Source organism: Actinosynnema sp. CS-041913 (genome assembly GCF_050942485.1).
Lineage (GTDB): Bacteria > Actinomycetota > Actinomycetes > Mycobacteriales > Pseudonocardiaceae > Actinosynnema.
In genome coordinates this window covers 1634477-1649473 of the sequence record NZ_CP192037.1, presented here as the reverse complement: position 1 = coordinate 1649473, position 14997 = coordinate 1634477, and the positions used below count along the sequence as shown (strand labels likewise).

17 protein-coding genes and 3 pseudogenes are annotated in these 14997 nt (G+C 71.0%); 5 read left to right on the top strand and 15 right to left on the bottom strand.

Annotation, left to right across the window (positions count from 1 at the left end; genetic code table 11):
- The first annotated feature begins 36 nt into the window (after window positions 1-36).
- A complete protein-coding gene (locus ACQPZF_RS08140; protein ID WP_433269852.1) occupies window positions 37-963 on the top strand; it encodes an AraC family transcriptional regulator in 927 nt (308 codons plus the stop codon).
- Window positions 964-1433: 470 nt separating this feature from the next.
- Here ACQPZF_RS08140 and ACQPZF_RS08135 read toward each other — a convergent pair whose 3' ends face one another.
- Entirely contained in the window at window positions 1434-2819 is a 1386-nt protein-coding gene (locus ACQPZF_RS08135) for a glycine--tRNA ligase (protein ID WP_433269850.1), read from the bottom strand.
- A 102-nt stretch (window positions 2820-2921) separates the two neighbouring features.
- Window positions 2922-3299 carry an antibiotic biosynthesis monooxygenase family protein gene (locus tag ACQPZF_RS08130; RefSeq protein WP_433269848.1) on the bottom strand — a complete coding sequence of 126 codons (378 nt, stop codon included), beginning with the start codon at window positions 3297-3299 and terminating at the stop codon, window positions 2922-2924.
- A gap of 17 nt (window positions 3300-3316) precedes the next feature.
- Here ACQPZF_RS08130 and ACQPZF_RS08125 point away from each other — a divergent pair, with 17 nt between their 5' ends.
- From ACQPZF_RS08125 to ACQPZF_RS08115, 3 genes are all read left to right on the top strand, one after another.
- Window positions 3317-3586 carry a hypothetical protein gene (locus ACQPZF_RS08125; RefSeq protein WP_433269846.1) on the top strand — a complete coding sequence of 90 codons (270 nt, stop codon included), beginning with the start codon at window positions 3317-3319 and terminating at the stop codon, window positions 3584-3586.
- A 75-nt stretch (window positions 3587-3661) separates the two neighbouring features.
- On the top strand, window positions 3662-4018 hold the full coding sequence (locus ACQPZF_RS08120) for an ArsR/SmtB family transcription factor (protein ID WP_433274478.1): 357 nt from the start codon (window positions 3662-3664) through the stop codon (window positions 4016-4018).
- Window positions 4015-4437, top strand: a complete 423-nt coding sequence (locus tag ACQPZF_RS08115) for a Fur family transcriptional regulator (protein WP_433269844.1) — start codon at window positions 4015-4017, stop codon at window positions 4435-4437. Before ACQPZF_RS08120 ends, ACQPZF_RS08115 begins: the two co-directional genes overlap by 4 nt.
- 76 nt (window positions 4438-4513) lie before the next feature.
- Here ACQPZF_RS08115 and ACQPZF_RS08110 read toward each other — a convergent pair whose 3' ends face one another.
- The 13 genes and pseudogenes from ACQPZF_RS08110 to ACQPZF_RS08050 all read right to left on the bottom strand — a co-directional run.
- Window positions 4514-5296 (bottom strand): TIGR03943 family putative permease subunit, encoded by a 783-nt coding sequence (locus ACQPZF_RS08110; RefSeq protein ID WP_433269842.1) that lies wholly within the window; start codon window positions 5294-5296, stop codon window positions 4514-4516.
- On the bottom strand, window positions 5293-6303 hold the full coding sequence (locus tag ACQPZF_RS08105; RefSeq protein ID WP_433269840.1) for a permease: 1011 nt from the start codon (window positions 6301-6303) through the stop codon (window positions 5293-5295). The genes ACQPZF_RS08110 and ACQPZF_RS08105 overlap by 4 nt, the downstream gene beginning before the upstream one ends.
- Before the next feature lie 42 nt (window positions 6304-6345).
- The gene (locus tag ACQPZF_RS08100) at window positions 6346-6618 is read right to left on the bottom strand and encodes a hypothetical protein (protein WP_433269838.1); all 273 of its coding nucleotides are present in this window, start codon (window positions 6616-6618) and stop codon (window positions 6346-6348) included.
- Window positions 6618-6983 (bottom strand): hypothetical protein, encoded by a 366-nt coding sequence (locus ACQPZF_RS08095; protein ID WP_433274476.1) that lies wholly within the window; start codon window positions 6981-6983, stop codon window positions 6618-6620. The genes ACQPZF_RS08100 and ACQPZF_RS08095 overlap by 1 nt, the downstream gene beginning before the upstream one ends.
- 62 nt (window positions 6984-7045) lie before the next feature.
- Entirely contained in the window at window positions 7046-7957 is a 912-nt protein-coding gene (locus ACQPZF_RS08090) for an isoprenyl transferase (protein WP_433269836.1), read from the bottom strand.
- An 87-nt stretch (window positions 7958-8044) separates the two neighbouring features.
- Window positions 8045-8797, bottom strand: a complete 753-nt coding sequence (recO, locus tag ACQPZF_RS08085) for a DNA repair protein RecO (protein WP_433269834.1) — start codon at window positions 8795-8797, stop codon at window positions 8045-8047.
- 53 nt (window positions 8798-8850) lie between these two features.
- A complete protein-coding gene (era, locus tag ACQPZF_RS08080) occupies window positions 8851-9747 on the bottom strand; it encodes a GTPase Era (RefSeq protein ID WP_433269832.1) in 897 nt (298 codons plus the stop codon).
- A gap of 88 nt (window positions 9748-9835) precedes the next feature.
- The gene (locus ACQPZF_RS08075; protein ID WP_433269830.1) at window positions 9836-10168 is read right to left on the bottom strand and encodes a cytidine deaminase; all 333 of its coding nucleotides are present in this window, start codon (window positions 10166-10168) and stop codon (window positions 9836-9838) included.
- On the bottom strand, window positions 10161-11462 hold the full coding sequence (locus ACQPZF_RS08070; RefSeq protein WP_433269828.1) for a hemolysin family protein: 1302 nt from the start codon (window positions 11460-11462) through the stop codon (window positions 10161-10163). Before ACQPZF_RS08070 ends, ACQPZF_RS08075 begins: the two co-directional genes overlap by 8 nt.
- A 10-nt stretch (window positions 11463-11472) precedes the next feature.
- A complete protein-coding gene (ybeY, locus tag ACQPZF_RS08065; RefSeq protein WP_433269826.1) occupies window positions 11473-12027 on the bottom strand; it encodes an rRNA maturation RNase YbeY in 555 nt (184 codons plus the stop codon).
- A 5-nt stretch (window positions 12028-12032) separates the two neighbouring features.
- Window positions 12033-12398 (bottom strand): annotated as a pseudogene (locus ACQPZF_RS08060) (PhoH family protein); the annotation flags it as partial.
- Window positions 12399-12665: 267 nt separating this feature from the next.
- Window positions 12666-13049: pseudogene (locus ACQPZF_RS08055) on the bottom strand (PhoH family protein); the annotation flags it as partial.
- A gap of 261 nt (window positions 13050-13310) precedes the next feature.
- Window positions 13311-14021 (bottom strand): annotated as a pseudogene (locus tag ACQPZF_RS08050) (PhoH family protein); the annotation flags it as partial.
- Window positions 14022-14159: 138 nt separating this feature from the next.
- Between ACQPZF_RS08050 and ACQPZF_RS08045 the strand changes: the two are divergent.
- Window positions 14160-14948, top strand: a complete 789-nt coding sequence (locus ACQPZF_RS08045) for a GNAT family N-acetyltransferase (RefSeq protein ID WP_433269824.1) — start codon at window positions 14160-14162, stop codon at window positions 14946-14948.
- The last annotated feature ends 49 nt before the right edge of the window (window positions 14949-14997 follow it).

Below are 14997 nucleotides of genomic sequence, written 5' to 3'. Positions count from 1 at the left end.
TCGATTCCATATCCGATCGTCTCTACGCTCCAGGGCGTGGATGCACTAGCCGGTCTCCTGGACGGTCCCCGGGCACGCGGGGCGTTCCTCCTGCGCACCGTGCTGGATCCGCCGTGGGCCCTGCGCATCGAAGACCGCGCACCGCTGTCCGTGGTGGCACTGGTGCGCGGCGACGGCTGGGTCCTGCCGCACGCGGGCGACCCGGTGCCGCTGAGGTCCGGCGACGTGGCCGTGCTGCGCGGCCCCGACCCGTACACGCTGGCCGACGACCCGTCGACACCGCCGCAGGCCGTGATCCACCCCGGCGAAGTCAGCACGACCCCGGACGGCTCGGCGCTGTGCGACGTGTGGGACCTGGGCGTGCGGACGTGGGGCGGCAACCCGGACGGTTCCGTGCTGCTGCTGTCCGGCACGTACCAACTGGACGGCGAGGTGAGCCGCCGCCTGCTGTCCGCCCTGCCGCCGTTGCTGGTGGCACCGCAGTCCGACCTGCCGCTGGTGCCACTGCTGGCCGCCGAGGTGGCCAAGGACGAACCGGGCCAGGAAGCCGTGCTGGACCGTCTGCTCGACCTGGTGCTGATCTCCGTGCTCCGGTCGTGGTTCTGCCGCCCGGAAGCGAACGCCCCCGGCTGGTACCGCGCACACGGCGACCCGGTGGTGGGCCGCGCCTTGAAACTCCTGCACGGCGACCCGGCACGGCAGTGGACAGTGGCAACCCTGGCCACCGCGACCGGCGTCTCCCGAGCCGCGCTGGCGCGACGCTTCACCGACCTGGTGGGCGAACCCCCGATGGCCTACCTGACGAACTGGCGCCTGACCCTGGCCGCCGACCTCCTACGAGAACCGTCCGCAACCGTCGCCTCCGTAGCCAGACAGGTCGGCTACAGCACCCCGTTCGCTTTGAGCACGGCGTTCAAGCGGGTACGCGGCATCAGCCCCTCCGAATACCGCACAACCGCCTGACAAAAACGCCAAGACGGCAAGACGGCAAGACGGCAATCTTTTTTTCCTCAAGGCTTTTACGCAAAAAGACGGCAGAAGAGTGGCCACGAAGCAGGGCGACCAGTACCTGAGCAGGTCTGGGCTCAAGCCGGGAACAGCACGCAAAAGGACCACATCATCGAAAGCCCTAAAGGCCGCCGGGGGACCGGTGTCAGCGCAACACGCCGCCCGCAAAGCAACCCGCCCAGCGTGCCAAGCCGCGTGCCTTCGGCCCGAGAAGCACGCGACCTGGCAACCGCAAGTGCACGCTCCGTAGCGCGTGTGGCGTTCCAGCCGTCCCTGGCAGCTTCAGGGTTTATCGATAATGTGGTCCCGCTGCTTAACGTTCCCGGCTTGAGACCAGACCTGCGTAGGTACTGGTCGCCTTGCGTTGTGGTTCCTCTGCGGTGGTGTCGTTGCGTATTTTTCTTTTTTTGAAAGATTATTCGAGGTTAGGCGCCTACCAGTCGGGCAGCTAGGTAGCCCTCCAACTGGTCCATCGAGACGCGTTCCTGGGACATGGTGTCGCGTTCCCGGACTGTCACCGCGTGGTCGGTCAAGGTGTCGAAGTCGACTGTCACGCAGAATGGCGTGCCGATTTCGTCCTGTCGGCGGTAACGGCGGCCGATTGCGCCGGCGTCGTCGAAGTCGACGTTCCAGTGCTTGCGCAGCGCGTTGGCCAGGTCCTTCGCTTTGGGTGACAGGTCGGCGTTGCGGGACAGCGGCAGCACGGCCGCCTTCACCGGCGCGAGCCGGCGGTCCAGGCGGAGCACCACTCGTTTGTCCACGCCGCCCTTGGCGTTGGGGGCCTCGTCCTCGGTGTAGGCCTCCAGCAGGAACGCCATCATCGGGCGTCCCACGCCGGCCGCCGGTTCGATCACGAAGGGGCGGTAGCGGGAGTTGGTGGCCTGGTCGAAGTACGACAGGTCGATGCCCGAGTGGTCCGAGTGGGTGTTCAGGTCGAAGTCGGTGCGGTTCGCGATGCCTTCCAGCTCGCCCCACTCCTGGCCGCCGAACCGGAAGCGGTACTCGATGTCGACGGTCCGCTTCGAGTAGTGCGACAGCTTTTCCTTCGGGTGCTCGTAGTGCCGCAGGTTCTCCTGGGAGATGCCCAACTCGTGGTACCAGCGGGTGCGTTCGTCGATCCAGTACTGGTGCCATTCCTCGTCGGTGCCGGGCTCTACGAAGAACTCCATCTCCATCTGCTCGAACTCACGGGTCCGGAAGATGAAGTTGCCGGGGGTGATCTCGTTGCGGAAGCTCTTGCCGATCTGGCCGATGCCGAACGGCGGCTTGCGCCGTGACGTGGTCTGCACGTTCAGGAAGTTCGTGAAGATGCCCTGCGCGGTCTCCGGGCGCAGGTAGTGCAGGCCCTCGTCGGTCTCCACCGGGCCGAGGTGGGTCTTGAGCAGGCCATTGAACATCTTCGGCTCGGTGTACTGGCCGCGCGTGCCGCAGTTCGGGCACGGCACGTCGGACACGTCGCCCTCGGCGACGTCCTTGCCGGTGCGCTCGGCGTACTCCTCGGACAGCGTGTCCTGGCGGAACCGCTTGTGGCACGAGTTGCACTCCACCAACGGGTCGACGAACGCCTCGACGTGCCCGGATGCGACCCACACCTCGCGCGGCAGGATCACCGACGAGTCCAGGCCCACGACGTCCTCACGGCCTCGGACCATGAAGTTCCACCACTGCCGCTTGATGTTGTCCTTGAGCTCCACGCCCAGCGGGCCGTAGTCCCAGGCCGACCTGGTGCCGCCGTAGATCTCGCCGCAGGGGTAGACGAACCCCCTGCGCTTGCACAGGCTGACGACGGTCTCGATGCGATCGGCTGCCACGGACACTCCATCGGAGGGGCGAACAAACGGGCTTGCCAGCGTAGTCCTCGGCTCCCCGCCGCCGTCCGGCGACCACGGTGGGGCCATGCCAGCCTTGCGGATCTAACGCGGTGTCGTCGGGCCTGCCGCCTCGCCCAGCCGGACCGTGCCCGCGTCCCGTGCGACCAGGCTGGTCAGCTTCTCCACCGCGCCGTCATCGGCCACCAGCAGCGGCTCGTAGGCGGCGGGTTCCGCCGAGGACTCGGACAGCAGCGGGATGACGTGTTCGCGGACCTCGAACGGGGACAGGGCGCGGCGGTAGGCGACCACCGAGTCGAAGTCCACCGTCAGCACGAACAGGTCGGCCTCGTCGGTGGACCGGCTCAGCGCGCCGCGCCGGCAGCCCGGTTGCGCGGTGAGCAGTTCCAGCGCCCTGGCGGTGCGCGCCGTGAACTGCTCGACGTCGGATTCGGGGACGGTGAACCGGCACACGAGGAGCACGGTGCAAGGATGCCACGGTGGCGGATTCGAAGCGGACGCTGATCCCCGGCGCCGGACCGTTGGCCCGGGTGCCCGGCCCGGCGGCGTTCTTGCTGGTCCTGGCGTTGTTCGGGCTCGGAGTATGGTTGCGGGGCACGGTCGGGGCGGTGCTGCTCGGCGTGCTGGTCCTCGGCGTGGCCGCGCTGCTCGCCGCGACCTGGCGGCTGCTGACGCCGAGCGCCCGGGTGCTGCGGCTCTTGGTACTTGCGGTGCTTGTGCTGGTCACCGTCTCTGTGCTCGGAACGTAGTATCGGTGGTGAAAATCCATACCACCTGGAGGCGCCGTGACGGTCGAAGTGCGGAGCGAACACGTGCACTCCCCCATGCGCGGCGCCGCTGCGCCGGTTCCGCCCCGGCCCGCACCCACGCTGTCGGCCGCCGGGGAGCTGCTGCGCGCCCTGGCCGCGCCGGTCCGGATCTCGATCGTGCTCCAGCTCCGTGAGGCCGACCGGTGCGTGCACGAGCTGGTCGAGGCGTTGGGCGTGGCCCAGCCGCTGATCAGCCAGCACCTCCGGGTGTTGAAGGCGGCCGGGGTCGTGCACGGCGAGCGACACGGGCGCGAGGTCGTCTACCGGCTGGTGGACGAGCACCTGGCGCACATCGTCGTGGACGCCGTGACGCACGTCGAAGAAGGCCCGCGTGGTATCAACTCCGGAGGACTCGGGACGGAGGACCTGTGACTACGAGCGAGCGCCCCAACACCGCTGTGCCCGGCCTGCGATCCACCAAGCAGCGCACGGCCGTGTCCAAGCTGCTCGACTCGCTGGACGAGTTCCGCTCCGCGCAGGAGCTGCACGAGGAGCTGCGCAAGCGCGGTGAGGGCATCGGCCTCACCACCGTCTACCGGACGCTCCAGTCGCTGGCCGACGCGGGCGAGGTGGACGTGCTGCGCACCGACTCCGGCGAGGCCATCTACCGCCGCTGCTCCGCCCACCACCATCACCACCTGGTGTGCCGCAACTGCGGGCGCACGGTCGAGGTGGAGGGCCCGGCGGTGGAGAAGTGGGCCGACCGGGTGGCGGCGGAGAACGGGTTCTCCGAGGTCAGCCACACCGTGGAGATCTTCGGCACCTGCGCGGACTGCTCGAAGGCGACCTAGACCCGCCGACTCGCGCACGCCGCCGGTCCACCAGTGCACCGGCGGTGTGCGTCAGCCGTCGAACCGACCGCGCTAGCTAGCCCTCGTAGGTGTCCTCCGGCGGGATGATCGGCGTGATCTCGCCGACCGTGAACGTCGGCACGTACGCCGTCTCCTTGGTCGCCGAGCCGGGCACCACCCGGCCGGTCGCCTCCACCCACTGGTCGGTCGGCAGTCCGCTGAAGTCCTGGCCCACCATGAGCGTCTTCACCGGCGCGGCGTCGGCCGCGCAGCACGAGATGGTCAGCCGGGCGAGGTAGACGTTCTGCTCCTTGCGCACCACGAAGCCGGTGAGCTTGACCGTCCGGTCGTTCAGCGATCCCGAGTCGTCCCACGCGGTGCGGGTGACGAACTCCGTGATGGTCAGCGGGATCACCTCGTCGCCCGGCAGCGGCGCGAACCCGTTGCCCGCCCTGGACTCCTGCGCCGCGTTGCGGTCGGAGCGGTTCACCGTGTCCGCGCCCAGCGCGGGCGGGCTGATCAGGAACACCGCCAGCACCGGCAGCAGCAGCATCCACGGGCTGCGGGAGCTGTGCTCGTGCCCCTCGTGGGGGACGGCGGACGTGCCGGTTCCGGCCGGCGCGGTCTCGTTCGGCACAGGCTCGTTCGGGGCGGTCTCGTGCCGGTGGACCTCCTGCCGCGCGCTCCTCAGGTCACGGGCGATCGCGACCACGGCCAGCACGATCATGACCGCCCCGGTCGCGACCAGCCACGGCTGCAACGACTCCTTGACGTACCGCAGGTAGGTGCCGGTCAGCGCGAGCTTCAGCAGCGCGCCGCCGAGCAGCACCAACAGGATGTTCTGCGTTTCCCGCCTCATAGGAACACCGCTCCCGCCGCCAACGCACTGCCGATCGCCACCACGAACGTCACCGGGGCGAACCGCGCCGCGAACGACTTGCCGAACGCGCCCGTCTGCAACGCGATGAGCTTCACGTCCACCGCCGGCCCGACCACCAGGAACACCAGCCTCGGCAGCAGCGGCAGCGCGGACATCGAGACCGCGACGAACGCGTCCGCCTCGCTGCACAGCGCCAGCACGACCGCCAGCAGCGCCATCACCAGGATGCCCAGCACGAGCTGCGCGCCCAGGGTCTCCATCCACGCCGCCGGGATCAGCACGTTGAACGCCGCCGCGAACACGCCGCCGAGCACCAGGAAGCCGCCCGCCTCCACCAGGTCGTGCCGGGCGGTCTCGGCGAACACCACCCACCGGGACGTGCCGTCGTTGTCCGGCAGCCGGCGCAGGGCGCGTTCCGCGATCCACTCGGCCTTGCCGAACCGCGTCCACAGCCAGCCCATCACCACTGCCGTGAGCAGCGAGCCGACGAACCGCGCCGGGACCATCATCGGGGCGTCCCGGAACGCCACGGCGGTCGACACCAGCACGATCGGGTTCACCGCCGGCGCCGCCAGCAGGAACGACAGCGCCACCGCCGGGGCCACGCCCTGCTGCATCAGCCGGCGCGCGACCGGCACCGACGCGCACTCGCAACCGGGCAGCGCGACACCGGCCACGCTCGCCACGGGCACCGCCAGCGCGGTCTTCTTCGGCAGCAGCCTGCGCAGGGTGCTCGCGGGCACGAAGGCGGCGATGGCGCCGCTGATCAGGACACCCAGCACCAGGAACGGCATCGCCTGCACGCAGACCGCCACGAAGACCGTGGACGCGGTCCGCAGCACCGGCACGTCCAGCGCGGCCACCAGCCAGTCCTGGAAGACCAGGGCCACCACCAGCAGCACGCACAGCACTTCCAGCGAGGTGACCCGCAGGCGTGGCGGGGTGCGGCGCGGGCGTGACCCCCGGAGTTCGCCAGTGATTGTCACTTTCGAGATGATGCCAGGATCCGCGCGCGCCGCCGAACCGACCTACGTCGGGTCTTCGACCTCTTCCCGGAGTTCGTCGATCGTGGACAGCACGTCCATCGCGCTGCGCACCGGCAGCAGCGGCTCCACGACGGCCGTGACGCCCCGGCCCTCCTGGATCACCGACTCGGCCAACGCCACCGCCTCGTCACGCTCGTACGGCCCGCACACGAACGAGTCCCAGTCCTCGCCCGCCGACGCCTCGAAGGTGATCGCCCACGGCAACCCCTCGATCTCGGCGTCGTCGTCCGGCTCGTACACGATCACGCCGCCCATCAGGCACCGCCTTCCGCGCTCGCCAGCAGCTCAGTGCGAAGCTGGGACGCCGTCGAGACCACCAGCATGAGCAGAGTGCTCAGCGGTTCCGTGCGCAAACCCTCCGCCGGGAACGCGTACCGCAGGGTCACGTCCATCCCGCGTCCGGTGTGCACCACACCCAGCGTGCCGAACAGGCCCTGACCTGCCCGTTCAGCGGCCGAGACGGCCAGTTTCGGGTCCTCCGGGAGGTCCCACGCCACGACGCAGGTCAGGCTCAGCACGGTCAGCCCTTCGGCAAGCCGCATCGCCTGCACCGCGCAGGGCACCTCGCCGTGCCGGAAGCTCAGCGCGCCGTCGTCGTCCACGTGCACCTCGTGGAACATCTCCAGCGCCTCGCGGGCGGCGGTGAGCAGCCGCGCCGTCACCGCGGCGTCGTCGTCCTCGGTCACCGGGTCTCCTCGGGATCGGCCGCCCGCTCGTCGTCGGCGGACTCGTCGAACAGGTGGTCGTCGGGCAGGTGGTCGTCGGGCAGGTGGTCGTCGGGCAGGGCGTCGTCGGGCTTGTCCACGGCGCCGCCGAAGCGCCGGTCGCGGCGGGCGAACACCTCGCACGCCCGCCACAGGTCCAGCCGGTCGAAGTCGGGCCACAGGATGTCCTGGAACACCAGCTCCGCGTACGCCGACTGCCACAGCAGGAAGTTCGACGTGCGCTGCTCCCCCGACGGGCGGATGAACAGGTCCACGTCCGGCATGTCCGGCTGGTAGAGGTACCTGCCGATGGTCCGCTCGTCCACCTTCTCCGGGTTGATCCGCCCGGCGGCGGCGAGCCGGGCGATCTCCCGCGCGGCGTCGCCGACCTCGGCCCGGCCGCCGTAGTTGATGCACATCGCCAGGTTCAGCACGGTGTTGTCGCGCGTGCGCTCCTCGGCGACCTCCAGCTCCTTGATGACGCTGCGCCACAGCCTCGGCCGCCGGCCCGCCCAGCGCACCCGGACGCCCAGCTCGGCCAGCTCGTCCGTGCGGTGGTGGATGACGTCGCGGCTGAAGCCCATCAGGAAGCGGACCTCTTCGGGGCTGCGCCGCCAGTTCTCGGTGGAGAACGCGTACAGCGACAGCCACTTCACGCCCAGCTCGATCGCGCCCTTCGCCGCCTCCACGACGACGGCCTCACCGCGCTTGTGCCCCTCGATGCGGGACAGGCCGCGTTGGTTGGCCCACCGCCCGTTGCCGTCCATGACGATCGCGATGTGCTTGGGCACGAGGTCGGCCGGGATCGCGGGCGGGGTGGCGCCGGAGGGGTGCGGTTCCGGGGGTCGGGCAACGCGCTGGACGCGTTCGGCCCGCCGTCGGCGAAGCATGGCGGTCCTCTCGGAGGTGGGTGCGGCGGTGTCCCTGTGCGGCAGGGCGGTGCCCGCGCGAGTGGCACTTGCGTGCGGCAGGCGACTCTATCCGTCGGCCAAGGGCGCCTTGCGCTCGACCAACGGCAGGGATCTGAGCTGCCGTTCCAGGTGCCACTGGAGGTGCGCGGCGACCAGGCCGCTGGCCTCGCGGCGCGGGCCGTTCGGGATGCCGTCCACGACGTCCCACTCGCCGTGCAGCAGCGCGCCGAGCAGCAGCAGCGTGTCGTGGTTGGGCGTGGCGCTGCCCGGCGGACGGCAGTTCGGGCACACCAGACCGCCCGCGTGCACGTTGAACGCCCTGTGCGGCCCCGGATCGCCGCAGCGGGCGCACTCGTGGACGGCCGGCGCCCAGCCCGCGAAGGACATGGCGCGCAGGAAGAACGCGTCGAGGATGAGCGACGGGTCGCGCTCCTTGGCGGCAAGGGCCCGCAGGGCGCCGGTCACCAGCAGGTAGAGGCGCAGGACGGGCTCGCCCTCCTCGGCGGTGAGCCGATCCGCGGTCTCCAGCACCGCGCACGCGGCCGTGTAGCGCTGGTAGTCGTCCACCAGGTCCACGCCGAACGCGTCCAGCGTCTGCACCTGCGTGACGACGTCCAGCGAGCGGCCCGGGTAGAACTGGACGTCCACGTGCCCGAACGGCTCCAGCCGCGCCCCGAACCGGGACGACGTGCGCCGGACGCCCTTCGCCACGGCACGCACCTTGCCGTGCTTCTGGGTCAGGAGCGTGATGATGCGGTCGGCCTCACCGAGCTTCTGCACCCGGAGGACGACTCCCGTGTCCCGGTACAGGTTGGCCATGGTCGGTCTCGCAGCCCCAGTCGCGGTCGGCGGTCGCGACCCGAGTCGTGCCGCTAGAAGCCCAGTCTACGGAGCTGCTTGGGGTCGCGCTGCCAGTCCTTGGCGATCTTGATGTGCAGGTCCAGGTAGACCCGGGTGCCGAGCAGCTTCTCGATGTGCCGGCGGGCGGTGATGCCGACCTGCTTGAGGCGTTCGCCCCGGTGGCCGAGGATGATCGCCTTCTGGCTCGGCCGCTCGACGAAGACGTTGGCGTGCACGTCCACGAGGTCGTCGCGGCCCTCGCGGGGCAGCATCTCCTCCACGACGACGGCGATCGAGTGCGGCAGCTCGTCCCGCACGCCCTCCAGCGCGGCTTCGCGGATCAGCTCGGCGACCAGGGTCAGCTCGGGCTCGTCGGTCAGCTCGCCGTCCGGGTAGAGCGCTGGGCCTTCGGGCAGCTTGCTCACGAGCAGGTCGGCGAGCGTGTCCACCTGGTAGCCGTCCCGCGCGGACACCGGGATGAACTCGGCGAACTCCATCACCTGCTGGAGGGCGAGGAGCTGCTCGGCGACCTGCTGCTGGCCCACCAGGTCGGTCTTGGTGACGATGCCGATCACCGGCGTCCGCTGGGCGATCTTCGCCAGCTCGGCGGCGATGAACCGGTCCCCCGGCCCGACCTTCTGGTCGGCGGGGACGCAGAAGCCGACCACGTCGACCTCCGTCCAGGTCTCGCGGACGAGGTCGTTGAGCCGCTGGCCGAGCAGCGTGCGCGGCCGGTGCAGTCCGGGCGTGTCCACCAGCACGAGCTGCGCGTCCGGCCGGTGCACGATGCCGCGGATGGTGTGCCGGGTGGTCTGGGGCTTGCTGGACGTGATCGCGACCTTGGTCCCGACCAGCGCGTTGGTCAACGTCGACTTGCCGGCGTTGGGGCGGCCGACGAAGCACGCGAACCCGGAACGGTAGCCATCCATCCGCCCATTGTCCCTGGCCACCCGGAACCCGCCGCGCCCAGCCCTCGCTCCCGTCGCGCCCGGTAGGTCCGCCGAGCGGCGCGGTGCTCTACACGGTGTCCTGGAGGGTGCCCGACGCGTCGGCGCGGAACACGGGCGCGTCGGCGGTCAGGTCGCGGACGGCGGCCACGGAGGAGGCGTCCACGGTGTCGGCGGCGGTCACCACGGCGGCGGCTTCCAGGCCTTCCGCGCCGCTCGACACGGCTGCCGCGACGGCCGCCTGCAACGCGGTCAGGCGGAGCGACGGCAGGGCCACCGTGGTCGCCGCGTAGGTCCGGCCGTCCGTGTCGCGGACCGCCGCGCCCTCGGCCGCCCCGCTGCGGGCGCGGGCCGAGCGGGCCAGCGTGATGATCTTGGTGTCCTCAGGGCCGAGGTCAGTCACCGGGGGTTCCCTCCGTGCTGTGGTCGCCGTTCACCGGGCGGACGAGCACCGTGGTGATGCGCATCCGCCCGCGTTCGTCCTTGCCGCCTTCGGCCCGCATCCGCAGGCCCGCGATCTCCGCCTCGGTGCCGGGCAGCGGCACGCGGCCCAGGCGCTGGGCGAGCAGCCCGCCGACCGTCTCCACCTCGTGGTCGTCCAGCTCGGTGCCGAACAACGCGTCGAGGTCGTCCACCGGCAGCCGCGCGCTGACCCGCACCGAGCCGTCGGTCAGGTGCTCGACCGGCGGGCGGTCGTCCGTGTCGGACTCGTCGGTGATCTCGCCGACGATCTCCTCCAGGATGTCCTCGATCGTCAGCAGCCCCGCCGTGCCGCCGTACTCGTCCACCACGACCGCCAGGTGGTTGCGGGACAACTGCATCTCGCGCAGCAGGTCCGCGATGGGCTTCGAGTCCGGGATGAACGACGCCGGCTTCATGACGTCCGCCACGACCGTCCCGTTCGGCTCCTCGGACAGCGTCAGCCGCACCAGGTCCTTCAGGTTCACCACGCCGACGATGTCGTCCACGCTCTCGCCGATCACCGGCACCCGGGTGTACCCGGTGCGCAGCGACAGCGCCAGCGCCTGCCGCACCGACTTGGCCTGCTCGATCCACACGATCTCGGTGCGCGGCACCATCACCTCGCGCGCGATGGTGTCGCCCAGCTCGAACACCGAGTGGATCATCTCGCGCTCGCCCTCGTCCACGACGCCGCGCTCCTGCGCCATGTCGACCAGCTCGCGCAGCTCCACCTCGGACGAGAACGGGCCCTCGCGGAAGCCCTTGCCGGGGGTGATGGCGTTGCCGACCAGGATCAGCAGCCGGGACAGCGGACCCAGCACGCGGCCCAGCACCCGGATCGGCCCGGCGGCGAGCAGGCTCACCGCGTACGGGTGCTGGCGGCCGATCGTGCGCGGCCCGACGCCGACCAGCACGTATGACACGACCAACATGCTCAGGCACGCGACCAGCACCGCGACCGCCGGCGTGGCGATCAGCCGCAGGCACACCGCGGTCACCAGGACCGTCGCCGACAGCTCGCAGCCCAGCCGCAGCAACAGCAGCAGGTTCACGTGCCGGGGCCGGTCGGCCAGCACCTGGATGAGCTGCCGCGCGCCCGCCCGGCCCTGCCGCTGCAACGCCTCGACGCGAGCCCGCGACACCGTGCCGAGCGCCGCGTCCGCGCCCGCGAACGCGCCCGCAGCCAGCACCAGCAGGACGGCCAGCACGATCAGGCTGGTGGAGTCCCCCGTCACCGCCGCCGCCTCAGGCGGTCGGGTCGGGCCTGTCGGAATCCTCCAGGCCCACCGCCCCGAGCAGTTTCGAATCGGCCTCGCGCTGCGCGGCGGTCCGCTCGGCCTCGGCCGCGGCCGTGCGGAAGTCGCCCAGGATGCGGTTCTGGAGGGTGAACATCTCACGCTCCTCGGCGGGCTCGGCGTGGTCGTAGCCGAGCAGGTGCAGCACGCCGTGGACGGTCAGCAGGTGCAGCTCGTCGAGCAGGCTGTGCCCCGCCTTCTTCGCCTGGTCCCGGGCGAACGCCGGGCACAGCACGATGTCGCCGAGCAGCGCCGGGCCCAGGCCCGCCGCGTCGGGACGGCGGGCCGAGTCCAGCTCGTCCATCGGGAACGCCATGACGTCCGTCGGTCCCGGCAGGTCCATCCAGCGCTGGTGCAGGTCGGCCATCACGTCCAGCTCCACCAGCAGCACGGACAGCTCCGCCAGCGGGCTGACACCCATCCGGTCCAGCGCGAATCGGGCGGCGGAGACGATGGACGGCTCGTCCACGGTCACGCCCGACTCGTTCGCGATCTCGATGCTCACGGCGCCTATCGTCCCCGGCGGTGCCCTCGCGACCGCGCACCGGGTCCGGCGTGCTGCTGCCGGTCGTCGCCCAGATCGCGTTCGTCCTGCTCGACCTGCCACTTCTCGTAGGCGTCCACGATGTCCGCGACCAGCCGGTGGCGGACCACGTCGCTGCTGGTCAGGATGGAGAAGTTGACGTCCTCGACGCCTTCGAGGATGTCCCGGACGACCTTGAGCCCGGACCGCTGCCCGCCGGGCAGGTCGACCTGGGTGATGTCGCCGGTCACCACGATCTTGGAGCCGAAGCCGAGCCGGGTGAGGAACATCTTCATCTGCTCGGGCGTGGTGTTCTGCGCCTCGTCCAGGATGATGAAGGCGTCGTTCAGCGTGTTGTGCGTCAGCAGGTAGTCCTCGGTGACGTAGAGCGAGTCGGCCGCCGCCACCTGGATGCACACCGCTTCGGCCCGCCCGGCGGGCTCGATGCTGTCGATGAACCGCATCGGCCGCCCACCGCCGCCGGCCGCCTGGTACTTCTGTCGCTTGCGGCTGAGGCGGAACGGCTCGACGCCCTCGGGCAGCCGGATGTCGATGATGTACGCGTCGTGCCGGTGCGAGACCGGCCGGCGGCGGGCGTAGGCGACGCCGCCGAGGGATCTGACCAGCGTGAGCACGCTGTCCCTCAGCGCGGAGGACGTGGTCGTGTACTGGACGCGGCAGGTGCGGCCGTCTTGCGCCACCGGCTCGCCTTCGGCGTCCAGCAACCCCTGGAGGACGGCCAGCCGCACCTCCGCGGTGTTGTCGAGGTAGGCGTCCGGGATGGATTTCGTGTGCTCCAGCGTGAGGACGTCACCGGCGGCCCGCACGCGGTTCGGGGTGGCGGCGGGTTCCGCATCCTCGGCGGCGATCGACGGCGTGGTCGGGCAGTCGTCACCGAGCAACAGACCGAGCGCGTAAGGGTCCACGGGGACCTCGCGCTCCGGCAGGCGGGCCGGAGCGGAGAGCAGCGGCAGCTCGTACCCTGCTTCCGGATCGGCGATCATCTCCTTGGTCTCCAGCACCCGCCACGGCTTGGCACGGCGGCGGTCGGCGGCCGTCCGGACGGTCCAGAGGTGATCGCCGCAGCACAGGGTCGACGCCCCGTCCTGCGCGGTGACGCGGTAGATGTCCTTCTCGCCCTGCGGGTACACGCCCAGCACGGGGGTCGGCTCGCCGTTCGAGCCGACCACCAGGTCGCCGACCGCCAGCTCGCCGATCGGGCGGAAGCCGTCGGGCGTCAGCACGTTCGTGAACACCGGCTGGGCCCTGCCCCGCATGTAGGCCAGCGGGGCGACTTCGATCGTGCCCGCCTGGGTCAGGCGCGGGATCGACTCCGGGTCGACCATGTCGTGCAGCGCGTCGTACAGGGGGCGCAGGTACGGGTCGATCTTCTCGTACAGGGTGCCGGGCAGGTAGCCGAGCCGCTCGCCCGCCTCCACCGCGGGGCGGGTGAGGATGATGCGGTTGACCTGCTTGGCCTGCAACGCCTGCACGGCCTTCGCCATCGCCAGGTACGTCTTGCCGGTGCCCGCCGGGCCGATGCCGAACACCACGGTGTGCTGGTCGATCGCGTCGACGTAGTGCTTCTGGTTCAGCGTCTTCGGCCTGATGGTGCGCCCGCGCCGGGAGATGATGTCGAGGCTCAGCACCTCCGCGGGCGACTCGCTGGTGCCCGCGGACAGCATCGCGACGGTGCGGCGGACCGTGTCCGGGCCGACCTCCTGGCCGCGGCTGGCGAGCGTGACCAGCTCGGTGAACACCCGCTCGGCGAACGCCACGTCGGCGGGTTGGCCGGACAGCGTGATCTCGTTGCCGCGCACGTGCACGTCGGCGTCGAGCAGCTCCTCCGCGAGCCGGAGGTTCTGGTCGCGCGAACCGAGCAGGGCGAGCACCGCGCCGTCGGGCACGGCGAACTTGGACTGGGCGTCAGCCGCGGCGTGGCCTGCCTGCGGCGTGGTGTCAGCGGTGTCGGCCACGTGGCCTCGGGCCTGCTTCCTGCGCGTTCGCGCCGAATTTGGGGTGCCGGTACGTATTTCCACCGATGCTAGCCGCCCCCACCGACACTCCGCACCGGAGTAAGAAACGGGTTGGACACGGCGTGTCTACTCGTCGGCGTGGAGATCTTGCGCGCCCTCACCCCCGCCGACGTGCCCGCCTGCGTCAAGCTGGCCGCCGACCGGGACTGGCCGCCGGAAGAGGCCAAGTGGCGGTTCCTGCTGCGGGTCGGGTCGGGGTTCGGCGTGTTCGTCGGCGACGACCTGGTCGCCACCGCCATCGTCACCCGATTCGGTGACATCCACACGGCGGTGAGCATGGTGCTGGTGGCCCACGGCCACGCCGGGCGCGGGCTCGGGCGGCGGGTCGTGGAGCACGCGCTGGCGTTCGCGGACACGCCGGTGGCGTCGCTGTGCGCGACGTCGTTCGGCAGGCCGCTGTACGAGAAGCTCGGGTTCCGGGCGGTCGGGAGGCTGGCGGCGCACTGCGGCACGCTGACCGCGCCTCCCCAGGGCGTGAGCAGGCCGTGCGGACCGGCGGACCGGGCGCGGCTCGTGGCCGAGGACGCGGAGGTGTTCGGCGCGGACCGGTCGGCGATGTGGGCGGCGCTGTTCGACTTCGCGCACGAGGTCCGGGTGGCGGACGGCGGGTTCGTCGCGTCCTGGCACAACACCGACCGGCTGATGGTCGGGCCGGTGGTCGCGGACTCGGTCGCGACCGCGCGGGCACTCATCGCGGACGCGGCGGGGGCCGGTCCGGCGCGGGTGGACGTCGCCGACCCGGAGCTGGCGGCGTGGCTGTCGGCGCACGGGATGCCCGCGCGGTTCGAGGTGGACGAGATGGTGCGCGGCGAGTTCACCGGCCGCCGTGACCTGCTCTACGCGCCGGTGATGCAGGCGCTCGGATGACCCGTTAGACGGCTGTGTCGGACGTCACATCGGTTCACCATTGTGGGTG